Origin of the sequence: Clostridium sp. E02, from assembly GCF_003833015.1 — a bacterium.
Lineage (GTDB): Bacteria > Bacillota > Clostridia > Lachnospirales > Lachnospiraceae > Lacrimispora.
The window spans coordinates 113,841-132,256 of the sequence record NZ_RJLQ01000012.1; the positions used below are offsets into that span (position 1 = coordinate 113,841).

Annotated in this window: 21 protein-coding genes; 10 read left to right on the plus strand and 11 right to left on the minus strand. The window is 39.5% G+C overall.

All coding sequences use genetic code 11. The annotated features are described in order from the left end of the window. The first annotated feature begins 12 nt into the window (after positions 1-12). The 6 genes from EFT72_RS10790 to EFT72_RS10815 all read left to right on the plus strand — a co-directional run bounded on the left by EFT72_RS10790 (position 13) and on the right by EFT72_RS10815 (position 5,028). The gene (locus tag EFT72_RS10790) at positions 13-813 is read left to right on the plus strand and encodes a flagellar hook-basal body protein (RefSeq protein ID WP_124066917.1); all 801 of its coding nucleotides are present in this window, start codon (positions 13-15) and stop codon (positions 811-813) included. A 14-nt stretch (positions 814-827) separates the two neighbouring features. Then, positions 828-1,607 (plus strand): flagellar hook-basal body protein, encoded by a 780-nt coding sequence (locus EFT72_RS10795; protein WP_124066918.1) that lies wholly within the window; start codon positions 828-830, stop codon positions 1,605-1,607. A gap of 32 nt (positions 1,608-1,639) precedes the next feature. Then, positions 1,640-2,266 (plus strand): chemotaxis protein CheC, encoded by a 627-nt coding sequence (locus EFT72_RS10800; protein ID WP_124066919.1) that lies wholly within the window; start codon positions 1,640-1,642, stop codon positions 2,264-2,266. Continuing rightward, a complete protein-coding gene (locus EFT72_RS10805; protein WP_124066920.1) occupies positions 2,259-2,747 on the plus strand; it encodes a chemotaxis protein CheD in 489 nt (162 codons plus the stop codon). Before EFT72_RS10800 ends, EFT72_RS10805 begins: the two co-directional genes overlap by 8 nt. A gap of 84 nt (positions 2,748-2,831) precedes the next feature. After that, positions 2,832-3,752 carry a chemotaxis protein gene (locus EFT72_RS10810; protein WP_124066921.1) on the plus strand — a complete coding sequence of 307 codons (921 nt, stop codon included), beginning with the start codon at positions 2,832-2,834 and terminating at the stop codon, positions 3,750-3,752. Further along, positions 3,745-5,028 (plus strand): HDOD domain-containing protein, encoded by a 1,284-nt coding sequence (locus tag EFT72_RS10815; protein WP_124066922.1) that lies wholly within the window; start codon positions 3,745-3,747, stop codon positions 5,026-5,028. The genes EFT72_RS10810 and EFT72_RS10815 overlap by 8 nt, the downstream gene beginning before the upstream one ends. Here the strand turns inward: EFT72_RS10815 and EFT72_RS10820 are convergent. Next, on the minus strand, positions 5,025-5,690 hold the full coding sequence (locus tag EFT72_RS10820; RefSeq protein ID WP_124066923.1) for a late competence development ComFB family protein: 666 nt from the start codon (positions 5,688-5,690) through the stop codon (positions 5,025-5,027). The two genes, EFT72_RS10815 and EFT72_RS10820, sit on opposite strands and share 4 nt — an antisense overlap. Before the next feature lie 31 nt (positions 5,691-5,721). Continuing rightward, a complete protein-coding gene (locus EFT72_RS10825; RefSeq protein ID WP_124066924.1) occupies positions 5,722-6,486 on the minus strand; it encodes a ParA family protein in 765 nt (254 codons plus the stop codon). A gap of 141 nt (positions 6,487-6,627) precedes the next feature. Here EFT72_RS10825 and fliD point away from each other — a divergent pair, with 141 nt between their 5' ends. The 3 genes from fliD (at position 6,628) to EFT72_RS10840 (ending at position 9,869) form a co-directional block, all read left to right on the plus strand. Continuing rightward, positions 6,628-9,015 carry a flagellar filament capping protein FliD gene (gene fliD, locus EFT72_RS10830; protein ID WP_124066925.1) on the plus strand — a complete coding sequence of 796 codons (2,388 nt, stop codon included), beginning with the start codon at positions 6,628-6,630 and terminating at the stop codon, positions 9,013-9,015. Positions 9,016-9,033: 18 nt separating this feature from the next. Then, entirely contained in the window at positions 9,034-9,402 is a 369-nt protein-coding gene (gene fliS, locus EFT72_RS10835) for a flagellar export chaperone FliS (protein ID WP_124066926.1), read from the plus strand. Positions 9,403-9,473: 71 nt separating this feature from the next. After that, positions 9,474-9,869 carry a hypothetical protein gene (locus EFT72_RS10840; RefSeq protein ID WP_124066927.1) on the plus strand — a complete coding sequence of 132 codons (396 nt, stop codon included), beginning with the start codon at positions 9,474-9,476 and terminating at the stop codon, positions 9,867-9,869. A gap of 2 nt (positions 9,870-9,871) precedes the next feature. Here the strand turns inward: EFT72_RS10840 and EFT72_RS10845 are convergent, their stop codons facing one another. Continuing rightward, a complete protein-coding gene (locus tag EFT72_RS10845; protein ID WP_124066928.1) occupies positions 9,872-10,597 on the minus strand; it encodes a C39 family peptidase in 726 nt (241 codons plus the stop codon). A gap of 108 nt (positions 10,598-10,705) precedes the next feature. Here EFT72_RS10845 and EFT72_RS10850 point away from each other — a divergent pair, with 108 nt between their 5' ends. Continuing rightward, a complete protein-coding gene (locus EFT72_RS10850; protein ID WP_124066929.1) occupies positions 10,706-11,986 on the plus strand; it encodes a nucleotidyltransferase family protein in 1,281 nt (426 codons plus the stop codon). Between the two features lie 39 nt (positions 11,987-12,025). Here EFT72_RS10850 and EFT72_RS10855 read toward each other — a convergent pair whose 3' ends face one another. The 8 genes from EFT72_RS10855 to EFT72_RS10890 form a co-directional block, all read right to left on the minus strand. Beyond that, complete coding sequence (locus tag EFT72_RS10855) at positions 12,026-12,277, minus strand: carbon storage regulator (RefSeq protein WP_124066930.1); 252 nt, start codon at positions 12,275-12,277, stop codon at positions 12,026-12,028. 1 nt (position 12,278) lies between these two features. Next, positions 12,279-12,725, minus strand: coding sequence for a flagellar assembly protein FliW (locus tag EFT72_RS10860; protein ID WP_124066931.1), 447 nt, complete (start codon positions 12,723-12,725; stop codon positions 12,279-12,281). Positions 12,726-12,745: 20 nt separating this feature from the next. Then, positions 12,746-13,354 (minus strand): DUF6470 family protein, encoded by a 609-nt coding sequence (locus tag EFT72_RS10865; RefSeq protein WP_124066932.1) that lies wholly within the window; start codon positions 13,352-13,354, stop codon positions 12,746-12,748. 25 nt (positions 13,355-13,379) lie between these two features. Then, complete coding sequence (locus tag EFT72_RS10870) at positions 13,380-14,387, minus strand: hypothetical protein (protein ID WP_124066933.1); 1,008 nt, start codon at positions 14,385-14,387, stop codon at positions 13,380-13,382. An 11-nt stretch (positions 14,388-14,398) separates the two neighbouring features. Continuing rightward, a complete protein-coding gene (locus EFT72_RS10875) occupies positions 14,399-16,432 on the minus strand; it encodes a flagellar basal body rod C-terminal domain-containing protein (protein ID WP_164473132.1) in 2,034 nt (677 codons plus the stop codon). Then, complete coding sequence (gene flgN, locus EFT72_RS10880; protein ID WP_124066935.1) at positions 16,429-16,854, minus strand: flagellar export chaperone FlgN; 426 nt, start codon at positions 16,852-16,854, stop codon at positions 16,429-16,431. Before flgN ends, EFT72_RS10875 begins: the two co-directional genes overlap by 4 nt. Further along, positions 16,847-17,170, minus strand: a complete 324-nt coding sequence (locus EFT72_RS10885) for a flagellar biosynthesis anti-sigma factor FlgM (RefSeq protein ID WP_124066936.1) — start codon at positions 17,168-17,170, stop codon at positions 16,847-16,849. Before EFT72_RS10885 ends, flgN begins: the two co-directional genes overlap by 8 nt. 104 nt (positions 17,171-17,274) lie before the next feature. Beyond that, on the minus strand, positions 17,275-18,321 hold the full coding sequence (locus EFT72_RS10890) for a chemotaxis response regulator protein-glutamate methylesterase (RefSeq protein WP_124066937.1): 1,047 nt from the start codon (positions 18,319-18,321) through the stop codon (positions 17,275-17,277). Between the last annotated feature and the right edge of the window lie 95 nt (positions 18,322-18,416).

The window sequence follows — 18,416 nt, forward strand, 5'->3', positions numbered from 1 at the left end:
GGGGATAAAGGAATGTTTCAGGGCTTTTATAATCTAGCTTCCAGTATGCTTTATCAAAACCGGAACTTAAATACAATCAGTAATAATATGGTAAATTCTAGTACACCAGGGTTTAAATCTGACCGGTTAATCAGCACAACCTTTAAAGATGCAATGCTTTACCGAACGGAAAGCATCAATAATAACAATTCCACGCAGATCGGTGCTATATCAATGATGAAGACAGCTGCTGGTACGAAAACTAGTTACGATCAGGGAACTGTGGAAGAAACTGGAGGTAATTTGGATTTTGCATTGACCGAACCAGGTTTCTTTGCATTAGAAGATACCGATGGTAACCGTCTCTACACCAGAAACGGATCGTTTGATATCGACCAGGAAGGATATCTATGTCTTCCTTCTATGGGGAGAGTGCTGGACGACAGTGGTAATCCTATTGAGATTACATCGGATCATATATCAGTGGATAAATCTGGTAATATTTATGAAGTTCCGTTAAAAGGTCTTGGAACAGAAGATGGAGCTGATAGTGAAGACCAGGAACCTAATTTAATCGGGAAAATCGGAGTGACCAATTTTGATGATTATACCCAGCTCGTAAAAGGAGATAATGGAACGTTCACCACTCAGGCGGAAGGGAATGGCATTGACGGAGGAGTTCAGTGGAAATCCGTTGAACGATCTAACATTGATACAATTGAAGAGATGACATCCATGATGAGCAGTCAAAGAGCCTCACAGAGTGCAGCGCAGGTACTAAAAATGTATGATCAGCTTATGAGCAAAATTGTTACAGATATTGGAAGAGTATAAAGGAGGGGCAGCAGATGAATCAATCGTTTTATACAGGTGCTTTGGGGGCCTTAAATCAACAGGCAAAACTCAATATAGTATCCGGTAATATTGCCAATGTAAACACCGTAGGATATAAATCACAATATGGTGCGTTTTCTGACTTGATTTATGCGCAGACAAGAAATACGAAGGGAGAAGACGGGGGTAAGACAGGAAGTGGAACAAAGATCAGTGAAGTAAAAATGAATATGACAAATATGCCCTACCGTACGACTGGAGTTGAGAGTGATCATGCAATTGCAGGAGAGGGCTTTTTTATGTTAAAAGATCCAACAACGGAGCAGATTACTTATTCTAGAGATGGCTGCTTCCAACTGGCAAAAACCGATGATAAATATTATTTGGTTAATGGAGATGGGAAAAGAGTATTAAACATGGATCAAGAGGAGATTTCCTATGATGTAAAACCAGCTTCCTATCCCTCTGAAGATGGGGAAGAGGAAGAAGAGGAAGAGGAACAGGTAGAGTATGGGGAAGGGGAACATGACCCTCATTCCATAGGAGTTTATACATTTTCAAGACTCAACGGACTTGAAGGTGTAGGCGATAATGGATTTGCTGCAACTGCAAAAAATGGAGATCCAGTTCTTTTAGAGAAGGCAAAAGTGGTAAAAGGATCATTGGAAGAGTCAGGGACAGATTTTGCCCTTGAGATGACTAAAATGATGGAAGCTCAACGGGCTTATTCCTATGCGCTTAAGATGGTACAAACTTCCGACGAGGTTGAGACTACGATAAATTCACTGCGATAAGGTTGCAGTTGTAAAGGAAAGAGGGCGATTACATGAAAATTACACGTTATGACGAGATGAATGGACTAGGTCTGGATCTGATACGAGAAATTGGAAGTATTGGAACCGGGAATTCTGCTACTGCATTGTCGTCTATGCTTGGTAAGACAGTTCGAATGACACTGCCAGACGTGCAGATTCTTGGTTACAATGAGGCGATTAAATTTCTAGGGGATCCGGAGGAAATCGTAGCTGCGGTACTGGTTAAGATGACAGGTGAAATTAATGGTTTGATGCTGTTTATCTTAAAAATGGATTTTATTAATGAAGTTCTCTCATGTGTAATGCAGGAGGAAATAGAAGATTATTATCAGCTCAATGTGTTGGAAACATCGGCATTGGAAGAAATCGGAAACATTATTATCTCTTCCTATGTAAATGCCATGTCTACACTGAGTGAGGTAACGATCAATCTTTCTGTCCCAGACATAGCAGTCAATATGTTGGGCGGAATATTAAGTGTACCTATGGTTGAGTTCGGTTATCAGACAGATAAGATGATGATGATCAGTGGACAATTTGTAATAGGAGGAAATGTCCTTAACAGTGATCTGCTTATGATGCCAGACATCATGTCATTGAACTTTTTGATGGAAAAATTGGGGATCGTAAATGGTTAAACAGGTAACGGTAGGGATTGCAGAGATGAAATTTGCCAGACAGGAGGGGGTACTGATTACCTATGCCCTTGGATCCTGTATAGGAATCAGTTTATATGATCCTATGATTAAGCTGGGAGCACTTGTACATATTATGCTGCCTGAGGTATATGGGACAGGAACAGGGGGCAGCAATGTTTTTAAATATGCAGATACTGGATTAGCTGAAACCTTTCGTAAAATCGAAATCATGGGAGCAAGGAAAGCACGGCTGATTGCTAAAATAGCCGGGGGAGCCAAAATGTTCGAATTACAGGGGAACAGCACACTTGGAAATATAGGTGCACGTAATATTGTAAGTGTCAAGAAGATTCTTCAATCAGAAGGAATTCGACTGGCAGGTTTTGACGTGGGGGAGAACTATGCTCGAACCATGTCCGTGGATGTAAGTACGGGATTGGTGAAAATCAGGACTTATGGAAGAGATGAAATTGTAATGTAGATATTATGAACTGGCTAAATAATGTCGATAAAAACATAAGGCAGTTGTTTTTGCTGGATCATATTGGGACAAAGGAGAAAAATTATGGCAGAAACAGAAATTTTGTTAGAATCAGGGACAAATGAAATTGAGATAATGGAATTCACTATATATGGTGAATTATACGGAATTAATGTTGCAAAAGTACGTGAGATTATGATGTCCGATAAGGTAAAACCAATTCCTCATGCCCATGCATCTGTAGAGGGAATATTTAAACCGAGGGATCTTCTTCTTACGGTGATCGATCTTCCCAATTATCTGACAGGCAGCAAAAGTGATAAGCAGGACAAAGATTTATTTATTATAACGAACTTTAATAAATTACACATTGCTTTCCGTGTGCACAGTGTCGTGGGGATCAGCCGGATTTCATGGAATGATATTCAGAAACCAGATGATACCATCAGCCGTGGAGATGAAGGGGTAGCAACTGGAATCGCCCAGTGTGGAGGTGATCTGGTAACTATTCTTGATTTTGAGAAGATTGTAGCCGATATAGCACCGGAAACGGGGATACAGATTGATGAAATAAGCAAGATGGGAAAAAGGACAAGTGTGAATTGCCCGATTCTTATTGCAGAAGATTCCATTCTTTTAACAAAGATGATTGAAGCTGCACTGATTAAAGCAGGGTATGAAAACCTAACCTTTAAAAACAACGGACAGGAAGCGTGGGACTATCTAAGTCAGATAAAAGATGATTCTGATTTGGATGATAAAGTCAGCCTGATCATTACAGATATCGAGATGCCAGTTATGGATGGGCACAGACTTACAAAATTGGTGAAGGGAAATGACAAACTAAAGCATATTCCACTTATTATTTTTTCATCCATGATTAATCAGGAATTGATGATTAAAGGGAAAAAATTAGGCGCAGATGAACAGCTAAGCAAGCCGGAAATCCGTCATTTGGTTGAAGTAATAGATCACCTGCTTCAAAGGAGGAAAAATAATGGATAAGTATGTCACCCGACAGCCTATAAAGGCATTGAAGGAGGACAGGATTATCGGCTATGAAGTATTGTTTGAGAAAGATTATGATTCTATTTACAGTAGTTCTGATGTGGCAGCTGCCGATACCATTGCAGGGTTTCTTATGCAGAATACGGAAAACATATTTCATGATAAATTAACCTTTGTTACGTTTACTCCTTCTTTGTTATTTCGGAATACACCTAAAATCTTTGATAAAAAAAAGATGGTAATACAGATTGAGGATCATGTTATGATCCATCCTCTTTCTCCTACGATTATTAGAAGATACCGATCGGAAGGTTATGTGTTTGCAATTAATGATTTTCAGTTTTCTCCAAAATATTTTTCTATGCTGGACTTTGTTACTTACATAAAGATTGATATTAGAAATAAGCGTGACGGACAATCTAGGACTTCCTTAGATAATCTGATTAATACCATGCAAGGCTTTGATAAAAAATGTATTGTAACTGGTGTCAATACAAAGGAAGATTACGAACTGGCTCTTTTAATCGGTGCAGATTATGCCGAAGGAAGTTACGTTGCAGAATCCATGGCAAAAAAAGTAAATCGTATGGAGTTTTTGGAAGGAAATTTCTTCCAATTAGTTGTAGAAGTATCCAATGATGAACCGGATGTGGATCGAATTGAAGAGATTATTAGCCATGATGCAGCACTAACCTACGCATTGCTTAAAATCGTAAATTCTGCTTATTTTGCTTTAAGGAGAAGAGTTTCTTCCATACGTCAGGCTTTGGTAACCATGGGAATCAGTCAGTTGAAGCAGTGGGTTTACCTACTGAGTTTTAAGAGTGATTTTGAGAACAATGAAACACTGGAAGCTATGATGAAGATGTCTTTCTTAAGAGCCAACTTTGCGATGGCAATTTCAGATCATATTAAGGATCTTCCAATTATAAGATCTGAAGTCTATATGATGGGAATGTTTTCCACTCTTGAACACATTATTGATGCTCCCTTAGAAGAGATTCTAGAGGAAATACCAGTCGCTCAAGAGATCAAGGATGCCCTTATTAAAAAAGAAGGGATTTGTGGATTACTCTTCTGTCTTGTTACCAGTTACGAGAATGCAGATTGGAAAAACGTGAAAATTTTGTCTCAGCAATTGGGAGTTCCTTCTGGTCAGCTTTCACAGACCTATATGGATTGTGTAGAAACAGTCAATGAAATTTGGAAAGGACTAACCAGTAGTGCAGAGATGGAGTCTGATGCGAATGGTACAGAAAAAGCCCACACCTAATGGTGTGGGCTTTCTTTTACGGTTATACAAGCTTTTGTCATCTCCACAATTACCATTTGTGAATACCGGTTGATATAATAGTTTAAGAGTGGAGTGGAAGATAGGTAATCCACCACAATATATTTGGAAGGAAGATTGGTCAGCGTCAGCGCTGTTACATCTGCGATGCATCGTTTGCAGGTACACATGCCCAAACGGTTCATATAGTCTTCTGCTTTTGTTTTTACTGCCTGCTCCATAATGTTTAAGAATTGATACGATGGATTGTCAGGAAAATTTTCGGTTGAATCAATTGGAGTCACTGGTACGTCAATTGCTGTTACGGCTTCTGGCTCCGCTATGGGTTCAACTTCTGAAGTCATTGGAACGGATTCTTCTGTTTCTTCCTCTTCTTCCAATTGTGCTTTGATTAATTCTGCAACGGGATCTGGGACAGATGAGGTCATATCAATGATTGATATGGGGGATGGAGATAAGGAGCCTTCCGATGTTTGTATGGAAGCTTGTTGAGCGACAACGGTAAGTTCCTTGACTGTCTCTTTTTGGTTTCCCGCCTGACTGGCAGCAAGGTTCTCTTGCGCTGCTTCAGATTTTGAACCTTCAGAGTCATCGCCGGACAACAGATTCATCACATGGGCTGTTTTACTACTTTTTCTAGCCATGATAGCTTTCTCCTCTCAAGGGAAATTAATTTCAAGTATTCATTAAAGCAAGGACTTCTGAAACCAGAGCCTTATAATCCTGTGCAGGCTTTGATCTTGGGGCATAGTCTAAAAGACTTTCTCCCTGGGCAGGAGCTTCTGCTACGCTGACACTGGAACGGATGTGGGTCTCAAACACACGGGAGTCAATTTGAGAAGCAATCTGTTGTGCCATCTCCTTCACCTCTTTTGAGAGAAGGGTTCTTGGATTGTATTTGTTAAGAAGAATGCCCAATACCACTAATTTTGGATTAACGGTAGAACGGACTGTATTAATGGTATCTTTAATTTGGGAAACGCCCAGAAGGCTTAAAATTTCTGGAACCATGGGTATGATCAGATAATCTGCAGCTGCATAGGCATTGACTGTTAATACATTTAAAGCAGGAGGAGTATCAATGATAATGTAATCATAATAGCCTGCAACCGTAGATAATATCTGTTTTAGCATACTTTCCCGCTGTTTCCCAGTAAACTCCAGTTCCGCACCGCTTAAAAGTATATTGGAAGAGATCACATCGCAGTACTTTGCTGGGCGTATTGCTTCCTGCAAAGTGGCAGTTCCTTTGAATACTTCATATATGGTTGCACTGGTTTCGATCTCTAGGCCAAGGCTAAAGCCTAAATTCCCCTGTGGATCCAAATCAACGGCAAGGACCCTTTTATTGTTCATGGCAAGACCGCAGGCAAGAGAACAGGATGTGGTGGTTTTGCCTACGCCGCCTTTTTGATTTGTAATAGCAATTACAGTTGACAAGTTCAATTCCTCCAATCGTAAATTAAGATAATACTATTATCTTTAGTATACAATATGTCGATAAATAAGTATAGCAAAAACACGAAAAAAACCGATTTTTGACGAAAAACAGTTGATAGAGAGAAAGAAAGGGGTATTACTATGTCAAATAATGTATCAAGCCTTATAGGCGGCGCATCCTCCATTCGTGGTTATGGCGGTCTTGCTAGTGGTTTAGATCGAGATAGCCTAATTGAAAATATGACGGCGGCGACTCGGGCAAAAATTGCGAAACAAGGGCAGAAAAAACAGACTTATTCATGGCAACAGGAAGCATATCGCTCTGTTAGTGATAAACTTGTGGCATTTTCTAAAAAATATATGTCCTATACCAGTCAGGAGACCAACCTCTCGAGTCCAAGTTTCTGGTCCAGAAGTAATATTACGGCCAAAGGTGAATATAGCAAGTATGTTAGTGTAACGGGAAGTTCTTCTAACGTGGACGGCATGTCCATTGTGGGAGTGAAGCAGCTGGCAAAGAAGGCTTCCATGACTTCCGATGGCACCGTTTCCGATCGTCTGCTTTCTACAGATGCTATAAATTTTGGAACAGAAGCTGTGAGTAATTTAGAAGGGGAGGCACTTTATTTTAAAGTCGGGAATAAAACGTATGGGGTTAGTCTTCCAAGTGGAACGACTGACGATGGATTTACTTACGATTATAGTACCGCAGAGAAAGCAAAGGAGTCAATAACCAAAGCGTTGTCCAATGTTAAGATTGGCGATGGAAAAACACTGGCTGATGAAATTGGTGTGGAGACAGAAGGCACCGGGGCAGATAATACGTTGTCTAAACTCAATTTTATCTCCAAAGACGAAGCTGGGAATACAGTACAACTGTTAACTGGAACGAAAAATGCATTAAAGGCATTGGGGATAACGGATATTGATAGCTTAAGCGAACAAGACAGGACCATTGGAAAAACTGGTTTTTCAGATAAGATAAAAGACTTAGAGCAAGAGTTTTTCGATGAAAAGACCTTTGCTCAGCGTTTGGCAGGGAAGAGTGTCAGCTTTACCTATAATGGAACGACAAAATCAATCTCCTTTGGAACGGAAGCAGAGATTAATACCAACATTACGAATTCCGACCAGTTAGCTACATATATGAAAAGTGAACTTAATAAAGCCTTTGGTACGGGGAGAATTGATGTAACATCCGTGGATGGAAAGTTGAATTTTCAAACGACAATACCAGGGACAGGAGCAGTAGACACTTCTTCAATCTTATCCATTTCGTCAGCAGATAAAGGAGTCATTGGAAGTACAGGAGTATTAAATGTAGAATATGGAGAATCCAATCGTCTCAATCTTTCCTCCCCACTGCTTAAATCCGGATTAAAGGGAATTCCCACTGGGGTAACTGCGGATCAGGAATTAAAAATTTCGATTAATGGGAAACCCATAGAAGGACTTACTTATGGGAGTTCGATAAGTGATATTATGAACAAAATTAATTCTTCAGAAGCAGGTGTGACCGTGAGTTATCTGCACAATGCAGATAAGTTTACGATTGTATCAAAAGAAGAGGGGGCAGCTGGTAAAATTGAATTAGGCACGACAGATGATACAAACCTGTTATTTGGGAACTCCACTTATACCGAAGGCAAGGATGCAATTATCAGTGTGAAATATTCAGATTCAGAAGAACCGGTTACTTTGGTACGTGGAAATAATTCTTTTAATTTAGATGGGTTAAATATAACGGTAAATGATACCTTTAATTATCAGGATGGGAAATTGGTGGAAAATGGAGCCCCTGTAACGTTTGATGCCAAATCGGATTCTGAGAGTATCGTATCTGCAGTTTCTGACATGGTGGATGATTTTAATGAGATGCTGGAGTTAGTAAACAAAGAGGCATCAACGAAACCGAACCGGAAGTATGCCCCTCTTACGGATGAGCAAAAAGCAGATATGAAGGAAGACCAAATAGAAAAATGGGAAAAGAAAGCCAAAGAAGGTATGCTATTTAATGACAGCGATTTACGTGGCTTAGCAGATAGTTTGCGTTTTATCTTTGACAGCGGATCTTCGGAAAAAGCAAAGCTGGAGTCCTTTGGAATTAGTACAAGTAGTAATTATAGCGACAATGGGAAGCTAGTATTTGATAAGACAAAATTCAAAGCAGCCTTGGAATCAAAACCCGAAGAAGTAAAGGATCTATTTACGAAGGTGGCTGATCCGAATTCGAATGAACAGGGTGGTTTTATGGGCCGGTTGTCTACGATAACCCAAAAGTATGCGTCTACCACAGGGGCCGTAAAAGGAATCCTTATTGAAAAAGCAGGTTCGGTTTCCGCGCCTACCAGTATCTTGTCGAATTCATTGCAGAAATCTATGGATAGCATTGATAAATATGTAAAGGAACTTCAAAGTAGATTAGATACAGAAACGGACCGTTATATTAAACAGTTTACTACGTTAGAAACAGTAATTTCACAGATGAATTCCCAAAGCAGCTGGTTAAGTTCACAAGTAAGTTCATAAAGATAGGCGGTGCAGGTTATGGCTGTAAGAGGATATCAAAATTATAAGGATCAGGCAGTTAATACGATGACTTCTGGAGAGATGTTAGGACTTCTCTTTGATGAATTGTTAAAACGTCTGACCAGATCAGAGATGGCATTGGAAAAGGACGATTATGATTTATTTAATCAGTCCATAGAACGTTCTACAGAGATTGTTAGATATTTAAAGAATACACTTAATTTTAATTATGAAATTAGCAGTGAATTAAGTCGCATGTATGATTTCTTTCTTTACGATTTAAGTCGAATTCATGCAGGAAGAAATATAGAAGTGATTCAGGAATTAAGATCACTGATTATTGAATTAAGAGATGCGTTTGGTGAAGCTCAGCGTTTAAGCGGCTAATAATGAACAGGCTGGAGGGGATATAACCCTTCAGCTATTTCAAACTATTATATGAGAGGAGGAGCGTTACGATGGAAGATTCAATGTTAATGGAGATATTAAAAAAAATGCAAAAAAAGTATCAGTGCATCACAGAGATTGAGCGAATTACTCGTGATCTTTTAGATAGTATATCAAGAAATGACAGGACCTCCATCCAAATCCTTTTGGGAATGCGCAAAGAGGAGATGGATCAGGCTGATCTTTGTGACCTAAACATTGAATGTCTTATCTCTGCGCTGAGTACATTGGAGAATGATAAGATAAGGAGCTGGATGAAGGGATTAACGGAATGGGAGATCGAAGGTCCACTTGCTCAAAAGATTGTAGAGAGGGGAAGTAGCATTCTTACTATATTAGAGCGTACCGTTTTAATGGATCGTCAGATTAATAAACGAATGGCAGGCAATAATTCTTTTTATTCCTGATTTTACGGTGTAGCAATACCGACGGACCAAAGTGGCCCGCCGCTGGAAGCATGATGATTTAGTTCGTGAAGAATTAGTTCTGGATCCCATTCCACTTTGGTATTTTCATAGTTATTGGAGTCAGCGATCCGAAGTTTCCCATCTTTGGTATATTGGGTAATTATGATAAAATGCCCCTGCTTGGTGAAGTGCCCTTTTTTCATCAATGCAATGACTAATTGGTTGGAATCCAATGCATGTTTAATCCCTTCTAAGGAGTAATTCCGAATCGAGGCAGCTTGTAGGCCATAGGCCCTAGAACTGTCTGCGATCAGACGGTGGTAGGATCCTTGTCCAGGGCACCAGCTTTTATTAGAAGCAGCCCAATCAGCAAGATTAGCAGGAAGTACCTGGTTACCAGTTAAGCTGGTTACCACCATAGCCATAACCGTGGGGCCACACCCATAGACAGAGAGAGGATCTTTTCCCCCATACAGGTAATCGCCCCACCTGGAATCAGACTGATTGTAATAAGTAAGTGGTCCAATCACGCTGTCAAGCATAACATCGTACTTTCCCTCTTGAGGAATATCAGCAACTATGAATTCTTCCTTTACTGGTGTTGGTATGGTGATCTCTAAAAGAGCGGCAGCTTCTCCATCAATCTTTGAAGAATAAGAGGCAGTCACAACCAAAAGAACAGCAGTAACGAATAGGATTTTTATTGAAATTTGGAATAATTTGTTCACTCAACTCACCTTTTCGATAAAATATTAATAACATGTATATCATATCTATCGACTGAACCTGAAAAAAATTAAGATATTTATAAGGATTCAATCAACGGGAGAGTCGATATGGAATCAATAAAGGATGGAATTGGAATGAGTAAAGGATATGAAGAACGATATTTAATGACATTGCTTTCCGCGGTGATGAATCAAAAACAATCCCAAGAACCAATTCGGTCGTTGGACTGGGAGAAAATGTACCGGTTAGCTGATTATCATCATGTAGCTCATGTGGTTTATTATGGGATTATGGGATTGGAGGAAGCCATACCAGAGACCATTCGAGAGCGTTTTTTTCATAAATATCTGGAAGCAGTGCATCGGACGGATCGGCTTCAAAAAAGTGAAGGACAAATATTGACACTGATGGAAAAAAGAAAGATCCCATGTTTTTCTATCAGTTATACGAAGCTCGTACAATGTTATCCCATTGAGGAAATGTGTTGTAGGGATTCCATTGAGATTGGTGTAAGTAGAAAGGGAATGTATTCCGTATTTCATATGCTGCACGAAGTCGATTTTGAAGAAAAACAAACAGACGATTCCGTACGATGCTATTATCGGATTCCGGGAATAAGAGTTTTAAGCTATTGCAACACCGTTTTTTTTAGCATATCGATGCGTAGATTTTTCAAGCAACTTCTTCTTACTCTTCCTTTGAAAGAGGAGAGTCGTTGTATCCGGGAATTATCACCAGATGACCAATATCTATTTCTTATGTGCCGTTTGACGGACGGCTATGCCAAAGGAAATATTAGTCTAAGCCAGATTCTGGATTTTTGGGTATTTTACAAAAAATATGCGGAAAGTTTTAAATGGTCCTATATTTATGGAAAGTTAAAGAAGTTAAAGATAGCAGAATTCGCAGAACGGTTGGAATACTTAATACTCAGGTGGTTTGGTACAGGCGTAGAAATTGAGAACATGGAAATCTATGATGCAATGGAGTCTTATATTCTTTCCAAGGGAACCGAAGGCCGTGAGATTAGTTCAAAGTTTTTGCCATTAATCAAAACGGTGGCAGATTGCTATGCCCGGAATCGTAGAATGGAACACATTAAAAAATTAATTACATGGTTTTTTCCGGATCGGAGATATATGGAAACAATCTATCCGATTTTAGAGAAATTCGGATTTTTATTACCTGTTTTTTGGGGGATACGATTGTTACGCTATATGGGAAGAATCATACCGAAGGTTAAGTTTTCAGATTTGAGAGTGTGGTTTATGGCTAAGAGAGAGAGACGTAATAACAAAGATCAACCCCATTTGAATTCAGAGATAAACTACCTAGATTCAGAGTCTCTTAATAAGTTGGATAATGAAAAAATGGAAGATGAAAAATGAACTTGAATAAGATAAGACAGTGGAGATACTGAAGTAATATCAGGTATCTCCACTGTCTTTTTGATCGTAAAATAACTTATTGATTTTGGATATAGAACCAGCATTCACAGAGATAGAAACAGCTTCTTGATTGGCAGAAGCGGCTTCTATCAACTCGGATCGTAAAATAGTAACATCTCTGGGAGCGTCAATTGCTAACTTAACCCAATCGTTTCCGATGTCGAGTACTTTGATCGAGATATTATCGCCGATGACCAGTGCCTGCTCTTTTTTTCTTTGAAGAATAAGCATATTATTTCTCCCTTTTGATAAAGTCTCTTAACGGATGGCGGAATTGATAGAGGGGATTCTCTAGTATCACTTGTCTTGCCTCCCGGCTTTCTGTATTGACTGCAATTGGTGACTTTAAATTAACCGTGCTGTTTTCCATGGAATCCTGAATCACACAGATCACATAATAGGAGACATTATCTTCGCAGGTTGAGGCATTTAGATGAACTTTATCTTCCTCTGACAATACAGGATTGTAATCAGAATATAAATGGAATGGATTCATAATAATAAAAGATATTTTTTCATTCTCTATAGACTGTAGTGAAATCAGTCCATCACTGTTTTCCTGGAATGTTAGAGGAACATATTTTTTTAGATTCGCAAATCCATATAATCCTTCGGGAAAATAGATCATCTCATTTTCTGAATAAGAGACGGTACCGAAGTATTGTGTTTTAATTTCCATCTGAACCTCCAAAGTGATTGTTATGCGAGTATGTCAATAGGGGCGTGCTCAAAAAAATCTCGTGCACTTGGGGGAACATAAAGTGGCTCACCAATATATTCAATCTCCACATCTGGCATCTGCGTAATAGAAACTTCTACATTGCCTGGAATGAATTCATAATCACCTTTCGCAACCTTAATGTCAAAGCTTAACTTATCTGTCTGGTATTTCATATCCATGTCGGGTTCTGACCATTCGATATCAGGACCAGTCGTAGGGAGAAATCTCATACCAAACTCACCGGTAGGCATCTGAGCACGTTGTTGGTTAATCACATCTAGCGGATTTGATATATTGGGATCTAACAAAATGGCTCCCTCCTTTGCATAATTTGCAGTCGCCTCCATAGCAGCCTCTAATCCGCTGTCAGCTGCCTGGCGTACGCTTGTCATTGTAGTAGGACAAACTGAGTTACGTGCGTTAAAAGTATCTAAGCTTAGCTTTGAAGGTCTGTTTTGTATCTCTAGACTGCCCTTCTGATTTTTGGCAAGTACATCACTTTTCGAACTATTATACTTTAATTCAGCCCGTTGAATCTTCAATTCATACTTTAATGGAATGGTTTTAATTTGCAATAATGGTTTCATTTCATAACCCTCCTGTGAAATAATTCTATTTCATAAAGTCTATAAAAGATGGGGATAAAATGCTGGTGCCAATTTTTAATGCAGCGTTATAAGCGTATTGATCCCACGAGTAATCGGTAAGCGCTTTCGCCATATCGACACCCTCTACTTTTTGCATCTGTTCCTGTAAGGATATAGTATTGTTATCGAGTCGATCTTTTGTAGTTGTTAAGAATTCTGTCTTGACTCCAAGTTCGGTTACCTGATTCATAATACTGCTTGCTACATTGTCAAATTTCCCCATTAGTTTCCCATATGCTTCTGAATCAAACGTGTCTGCTTCCAGGGTATCTGCCAGTTGTCCTGCTAATACAATTACATTATTGCTCATCCCATCTTCATCTTTACCAAATCCCACTGCATTTATGCCAGGTAAGGATATATTAAACGCACTAGAAGGGTCCACTTGATCGTATTCATTCAATGTAAGTCCCATCCCTAGATCTACAAATAAGTTATCGTTTGATAAATTTTTAAGTTGAGATAAGTCGCTTCCACCACTAGAGTCTACATTCACTCCCCGGTAAGTGAGTGTTCCATCTGAGGATAAATCAAATGGTGGATTTTTTCCATCAGTACCTGCAAAGAGATAAGTATCCTCATAAGTTGAATTAAGACTTAACACCATAGACTTTTGAAACTGTCGGATCGCAGTTGCATAAGTCTTTCTTATTTCCGGAGTTTGGTTGGTGCTATTCATCACTTTTATATTGTAATCTTTACCGATTGTTTTCACTACATCAGAAATCTGTCTTAACGCATCTTCCTGTCCATCTTGACGGGACTGAACGTCACTTAACATATCTAAATTATCCTGATTCTTGTAATATCTACGATGAAGCTGAGAAGCTCTGGCTGCTGATCCAGGATCTTCTGCAACACTGTTAAAACTCCGTTGTGTCATTACATGGGTTCTGGATAAATTCAAATTTGAGATAGATGTTGACAGGTTACTCTTGTAATTTCTAATGATAGCACTTGTTGTAATTCTCATAGCGTATCCTCCTATCGTCCTACAATTCCGGTTTTATTTATCAAAACGTCCAAAGCTTCATCCAGCGTCGTCATAAGGCGTGCGGCGGCAGTATAAGATCTTTGATAATGCATCAAATCAATGCCTTCCTCATCCAATGACACACCAGATACGCTATCCTTGCTATCGGCAGTTTGATTTAGAACAGATATATGATTGATTAAAATTGCTTTATTTGCTTTGCTGTCGATCCCCTGTGTGTTTTCTAAGTTGGAATAGCACTGGGAATAACTACCTTTGTAGTAGCTGATCTCTTTTGTCTGCTCAACTCCACTATTGTCCATATACGTGTATTTATATTTGAATTCCCGTTCCTCCGTCAAAGATTTTAACATCTTAATGATATTATCATTGGCGGTAGAACCTGCATCTTCATCATGAGAGGAAACAATATGGATGCTGTTATTCATCCAGTCATCTGCAATTTTAATGTTACTGGCAGAAAAATCCTTACTTCCATCGGTAGTCTGGAACAGATCGAAATTCCGCACATTGCCAGCATAAGCCTTATATTGAAAGCTGCTCATTTTGATACTGTCACTTTTAATCTCGGTACCGGAGGGCACGGGATTGGTGCTTTTCCAAGTCATCTTTTTCGATGATCCGTCGTATGACCAGGTGCCGGATTGAGGAGTTCCCGCTACATCTAAAGTTTTGGTAGCAGGATCTTTGCTTAGTTTATCGGCTAAATTAACCATACTTTCCTGTAGAGTGCTGCCAATCTTTATGGTTCCTTTTGTTCCGTCTCCGAATGTTAAGGTGGTTCCATTCACTGTTATTGTTTCATTTTCCAAGAAGTTTCCAGATGTTTTTGAAAAGCCAATACTAAACTCTGCCAGTTCAGCTCCTGTACTGGTTAGTTCTTTTGCATTACCGGTTGTTGGCATCCCGTTTGTTCCAGTATAAGTATGCATGTGACCGTTTAAATCGTTCAATGTATTAGCAAAGGATTGTACAAAAGAATCAAATGCTTTCTCATAGTAGCCAATCCCCCGGTAATCGGTGGCAGGGCTATCAAGTTCTCCAGATTTATTCAACATATCGACGGTGCCCTGTAAAGAGCCTTCTTTTAAATAGTTTGTGATATCCGTCTTTAACTCAGAAGTATCTGCATAAGCAGGTAAATCGCTGGCTGGGATTAAGTGAATGCTTACGGTACCATCTGGTTTCCCCTTGTGATCAACATTTCGGTCCATGGAAAGAGATGCAAAGTTTTCACCATGTTCTCCTCCTGTGAGAGGAAAAGTCATACCATCGGATCCATTAAATGTAACAACTGGATAGTTGAATTTGTTTCCTGTTCCAAGCTCTACTTCTTTGTAAGTCACGCTAATTGGAAGATAACTGGCCAATTCATCTAACTTATTGTTTCTTTGGTCTAATAGTTCAAGAGAGGGATTTCCAAGAACCTGACTTTTCCAGATTGTATCATTAAGCTCACCGATATCAGACAATAAACCGTTAACTGTAGGGATATCGGTTTTTTCAAGCCCTTCGAGGGTACCTTCCCGTACACTACTTAGATCGGCAGCTTTTTGATGGATATAATTCAAAAGAACCTGACATCTGGAACGGACAATGCTATCAAATTCGCTGTTACCTGCATTCGAAGACAACTTGTCCAAACTGCTGCTTAAGTCGCTGAGTGCTTTCTTTAAAGCATCGGTATCCGTCTCATCGAAAATATCGGCAAGTTCATCAAGAGTTGCCTGATGCCCGTCTGCTGTCCCTACTTTGGCAATCTGATTGCGGTACTGCACGTCAAGAAATGGATCACGTATCTGTGAAATACCTGCTATCTCTACTCCATAACCGATCTTTGAGCCGGGATTGGTGCTGTACGGGCTTGCACCTCTTAGGTTCAGGCTTACAAGGTCCACTCGTTGTCTCGTATAACCCTTGGTATTGATATTTGCTATATTCTGTCCGGTGACGTCTAGAGCACGCTGGCTGGAAGCCATGGCTAATTGAGCAATGGTAAAGCCGGAGAATGTGGATCGTGTCATATGAGTCCCTCCCATTTCTTCTTGTTTGTGTCCGTTCTATCTTTGGAATGATCAATTGCTTTATTAATGTTGTGTAAATTAATCTCTATCATCGTCCGGGCACTATCATTGGTGTCCTGAAAAAGATAGACTTGATGAGAGAGGGTGTGAAACAATTCCTGAAGCTTTGCGTGATCGTCACCTTTTGTTTCTTCAAGAATCTGTTGAAAAGTAAAGTCTTTTAAGCCGATTTTTTCTTGTGTAAAAGCACGTTTCTTTTCGAGACCCTTAAGCTTTAAAATAGCAGCCTGCTCTTTGTTCATACAATCTTCCACATAGGTAATTCGATTCTTTTTTGCTGCATCTAATTTGACTTGTTCGATCTGGATCATATCCTTAAATAACGCAATCAGATCTTCAATCACTGCTATCAATTCATTCATCGAGTTCCGCTCCTTTATTTAAAAGAATCTTGTCGGCAATCTTATTTGGATCGACGTGATAAGTTCCTTTTTCCATTTGTTTTTTCAGCAAATCCAGTTTTGCTTCCGGTGTCGGACTCATGATCTCATTCATAAGTTTGTTCTTCACTGCAGAAATAAACTTGGTCTCTACTTTATCTTGGGAAACGGACCGTATGGTGATTTCATCATAATTGTTTTTCTTGTTATCTGAAGTAGTAGTTCCGGATAAATCCTGATTTTTTTGCATCATGGATGTATTATGCAGCGTACTAAGATAATTCGTTAAAATACGCATTATATTACTCCTTTCTAAGAGCGTTTAAAATACATTTGTTTTTACTTTACATGTATAATATCGTCAGTTTGCATTAAATATTAACGTAGTTGCGTTGATTTTCTTTACGAAAGTGAATATAAATGTTTAAGCAGTACATTGGAGATGTTTGAACAGGATACCTGCTTAGTAACCGCACCGATGTTGAAAGCAACCATAGGCATACCGTAGACAACACAGCTTTCCGCATCCTGGCCAATGGTAAAGGCTCCCTTTTTTTTCATATTGAGAAGTCCATCTGCTCCATCTCTTCCCATACCGGTCATAATAATTCCTACGGAGGAAGAACCAGCTGTATCCGCAATGGATTGAAATAAGACATCCACAGACGGTCGGTGCCCACTGACCTTTTCACCAGAATAGCAGTTTACACTATAACGGGATCCAATGCGCACTACCTTCATCTGAAAGTCACCAGGTGCTATGAGTACCTGACCTCTTTCTATCACATCGCCGCTTTGTGCTTCTTTTACCTTCATATGGCAGAGGCGGTTTAATCGGTCTGCATACATTTTAGTAAATCCTTCTGGCATATGCTGTGTTACTACAATACCGGGAGTATCCTCTGGAAGATCCTTTAATACCTGAAGGGTTGCTTCGGTTCCACCAGTTGATGCTCCGATGGCAATGATAGTCTGATAGGCAAACGGACCAAATGGTTTTACCCCCCCTGTAACTGGTAGATTAATAGGAGGACGGGGAACGGATGAGACCTTTATTTTGGCTCTGGAAGCAATGTATATCTTGCTCATAAGAGTTTTTAAAAACAAATTGGTGTGATTGCCTGTGGTCATGTCAGGTTTGCGAACAAAGTCAACAACACCTGCCGAGAGTGCATCGAATACATTTAAGTCAAGGGAAGAAACCAATATGACTGGCACCTGATAGTTAGGAAGTAGCTTTTTGACGAAATCAATGCCATTGAGACGAGGCATTTCAACATCTACCGTTACTACGTCAGGTTTTAGCAGGGGGATTTTACGTTCCGCATCGTATGCATCCATCGCATAGCCAATCACCTCAATATTGGGATTTTGAGAGAGATTATCAATCAAAACTTTGCGAAACAGCAGGGAATCATCTACAATAAAAACTCTAATTTTTTCATTCATAATTTACTCCATTCTGTGTAACTGAAATTCGATAGATAAGTTGCCGTATAAATGCGGTAGCTTGTAAAAATCTGTGTAATATAAAATCCATTTAC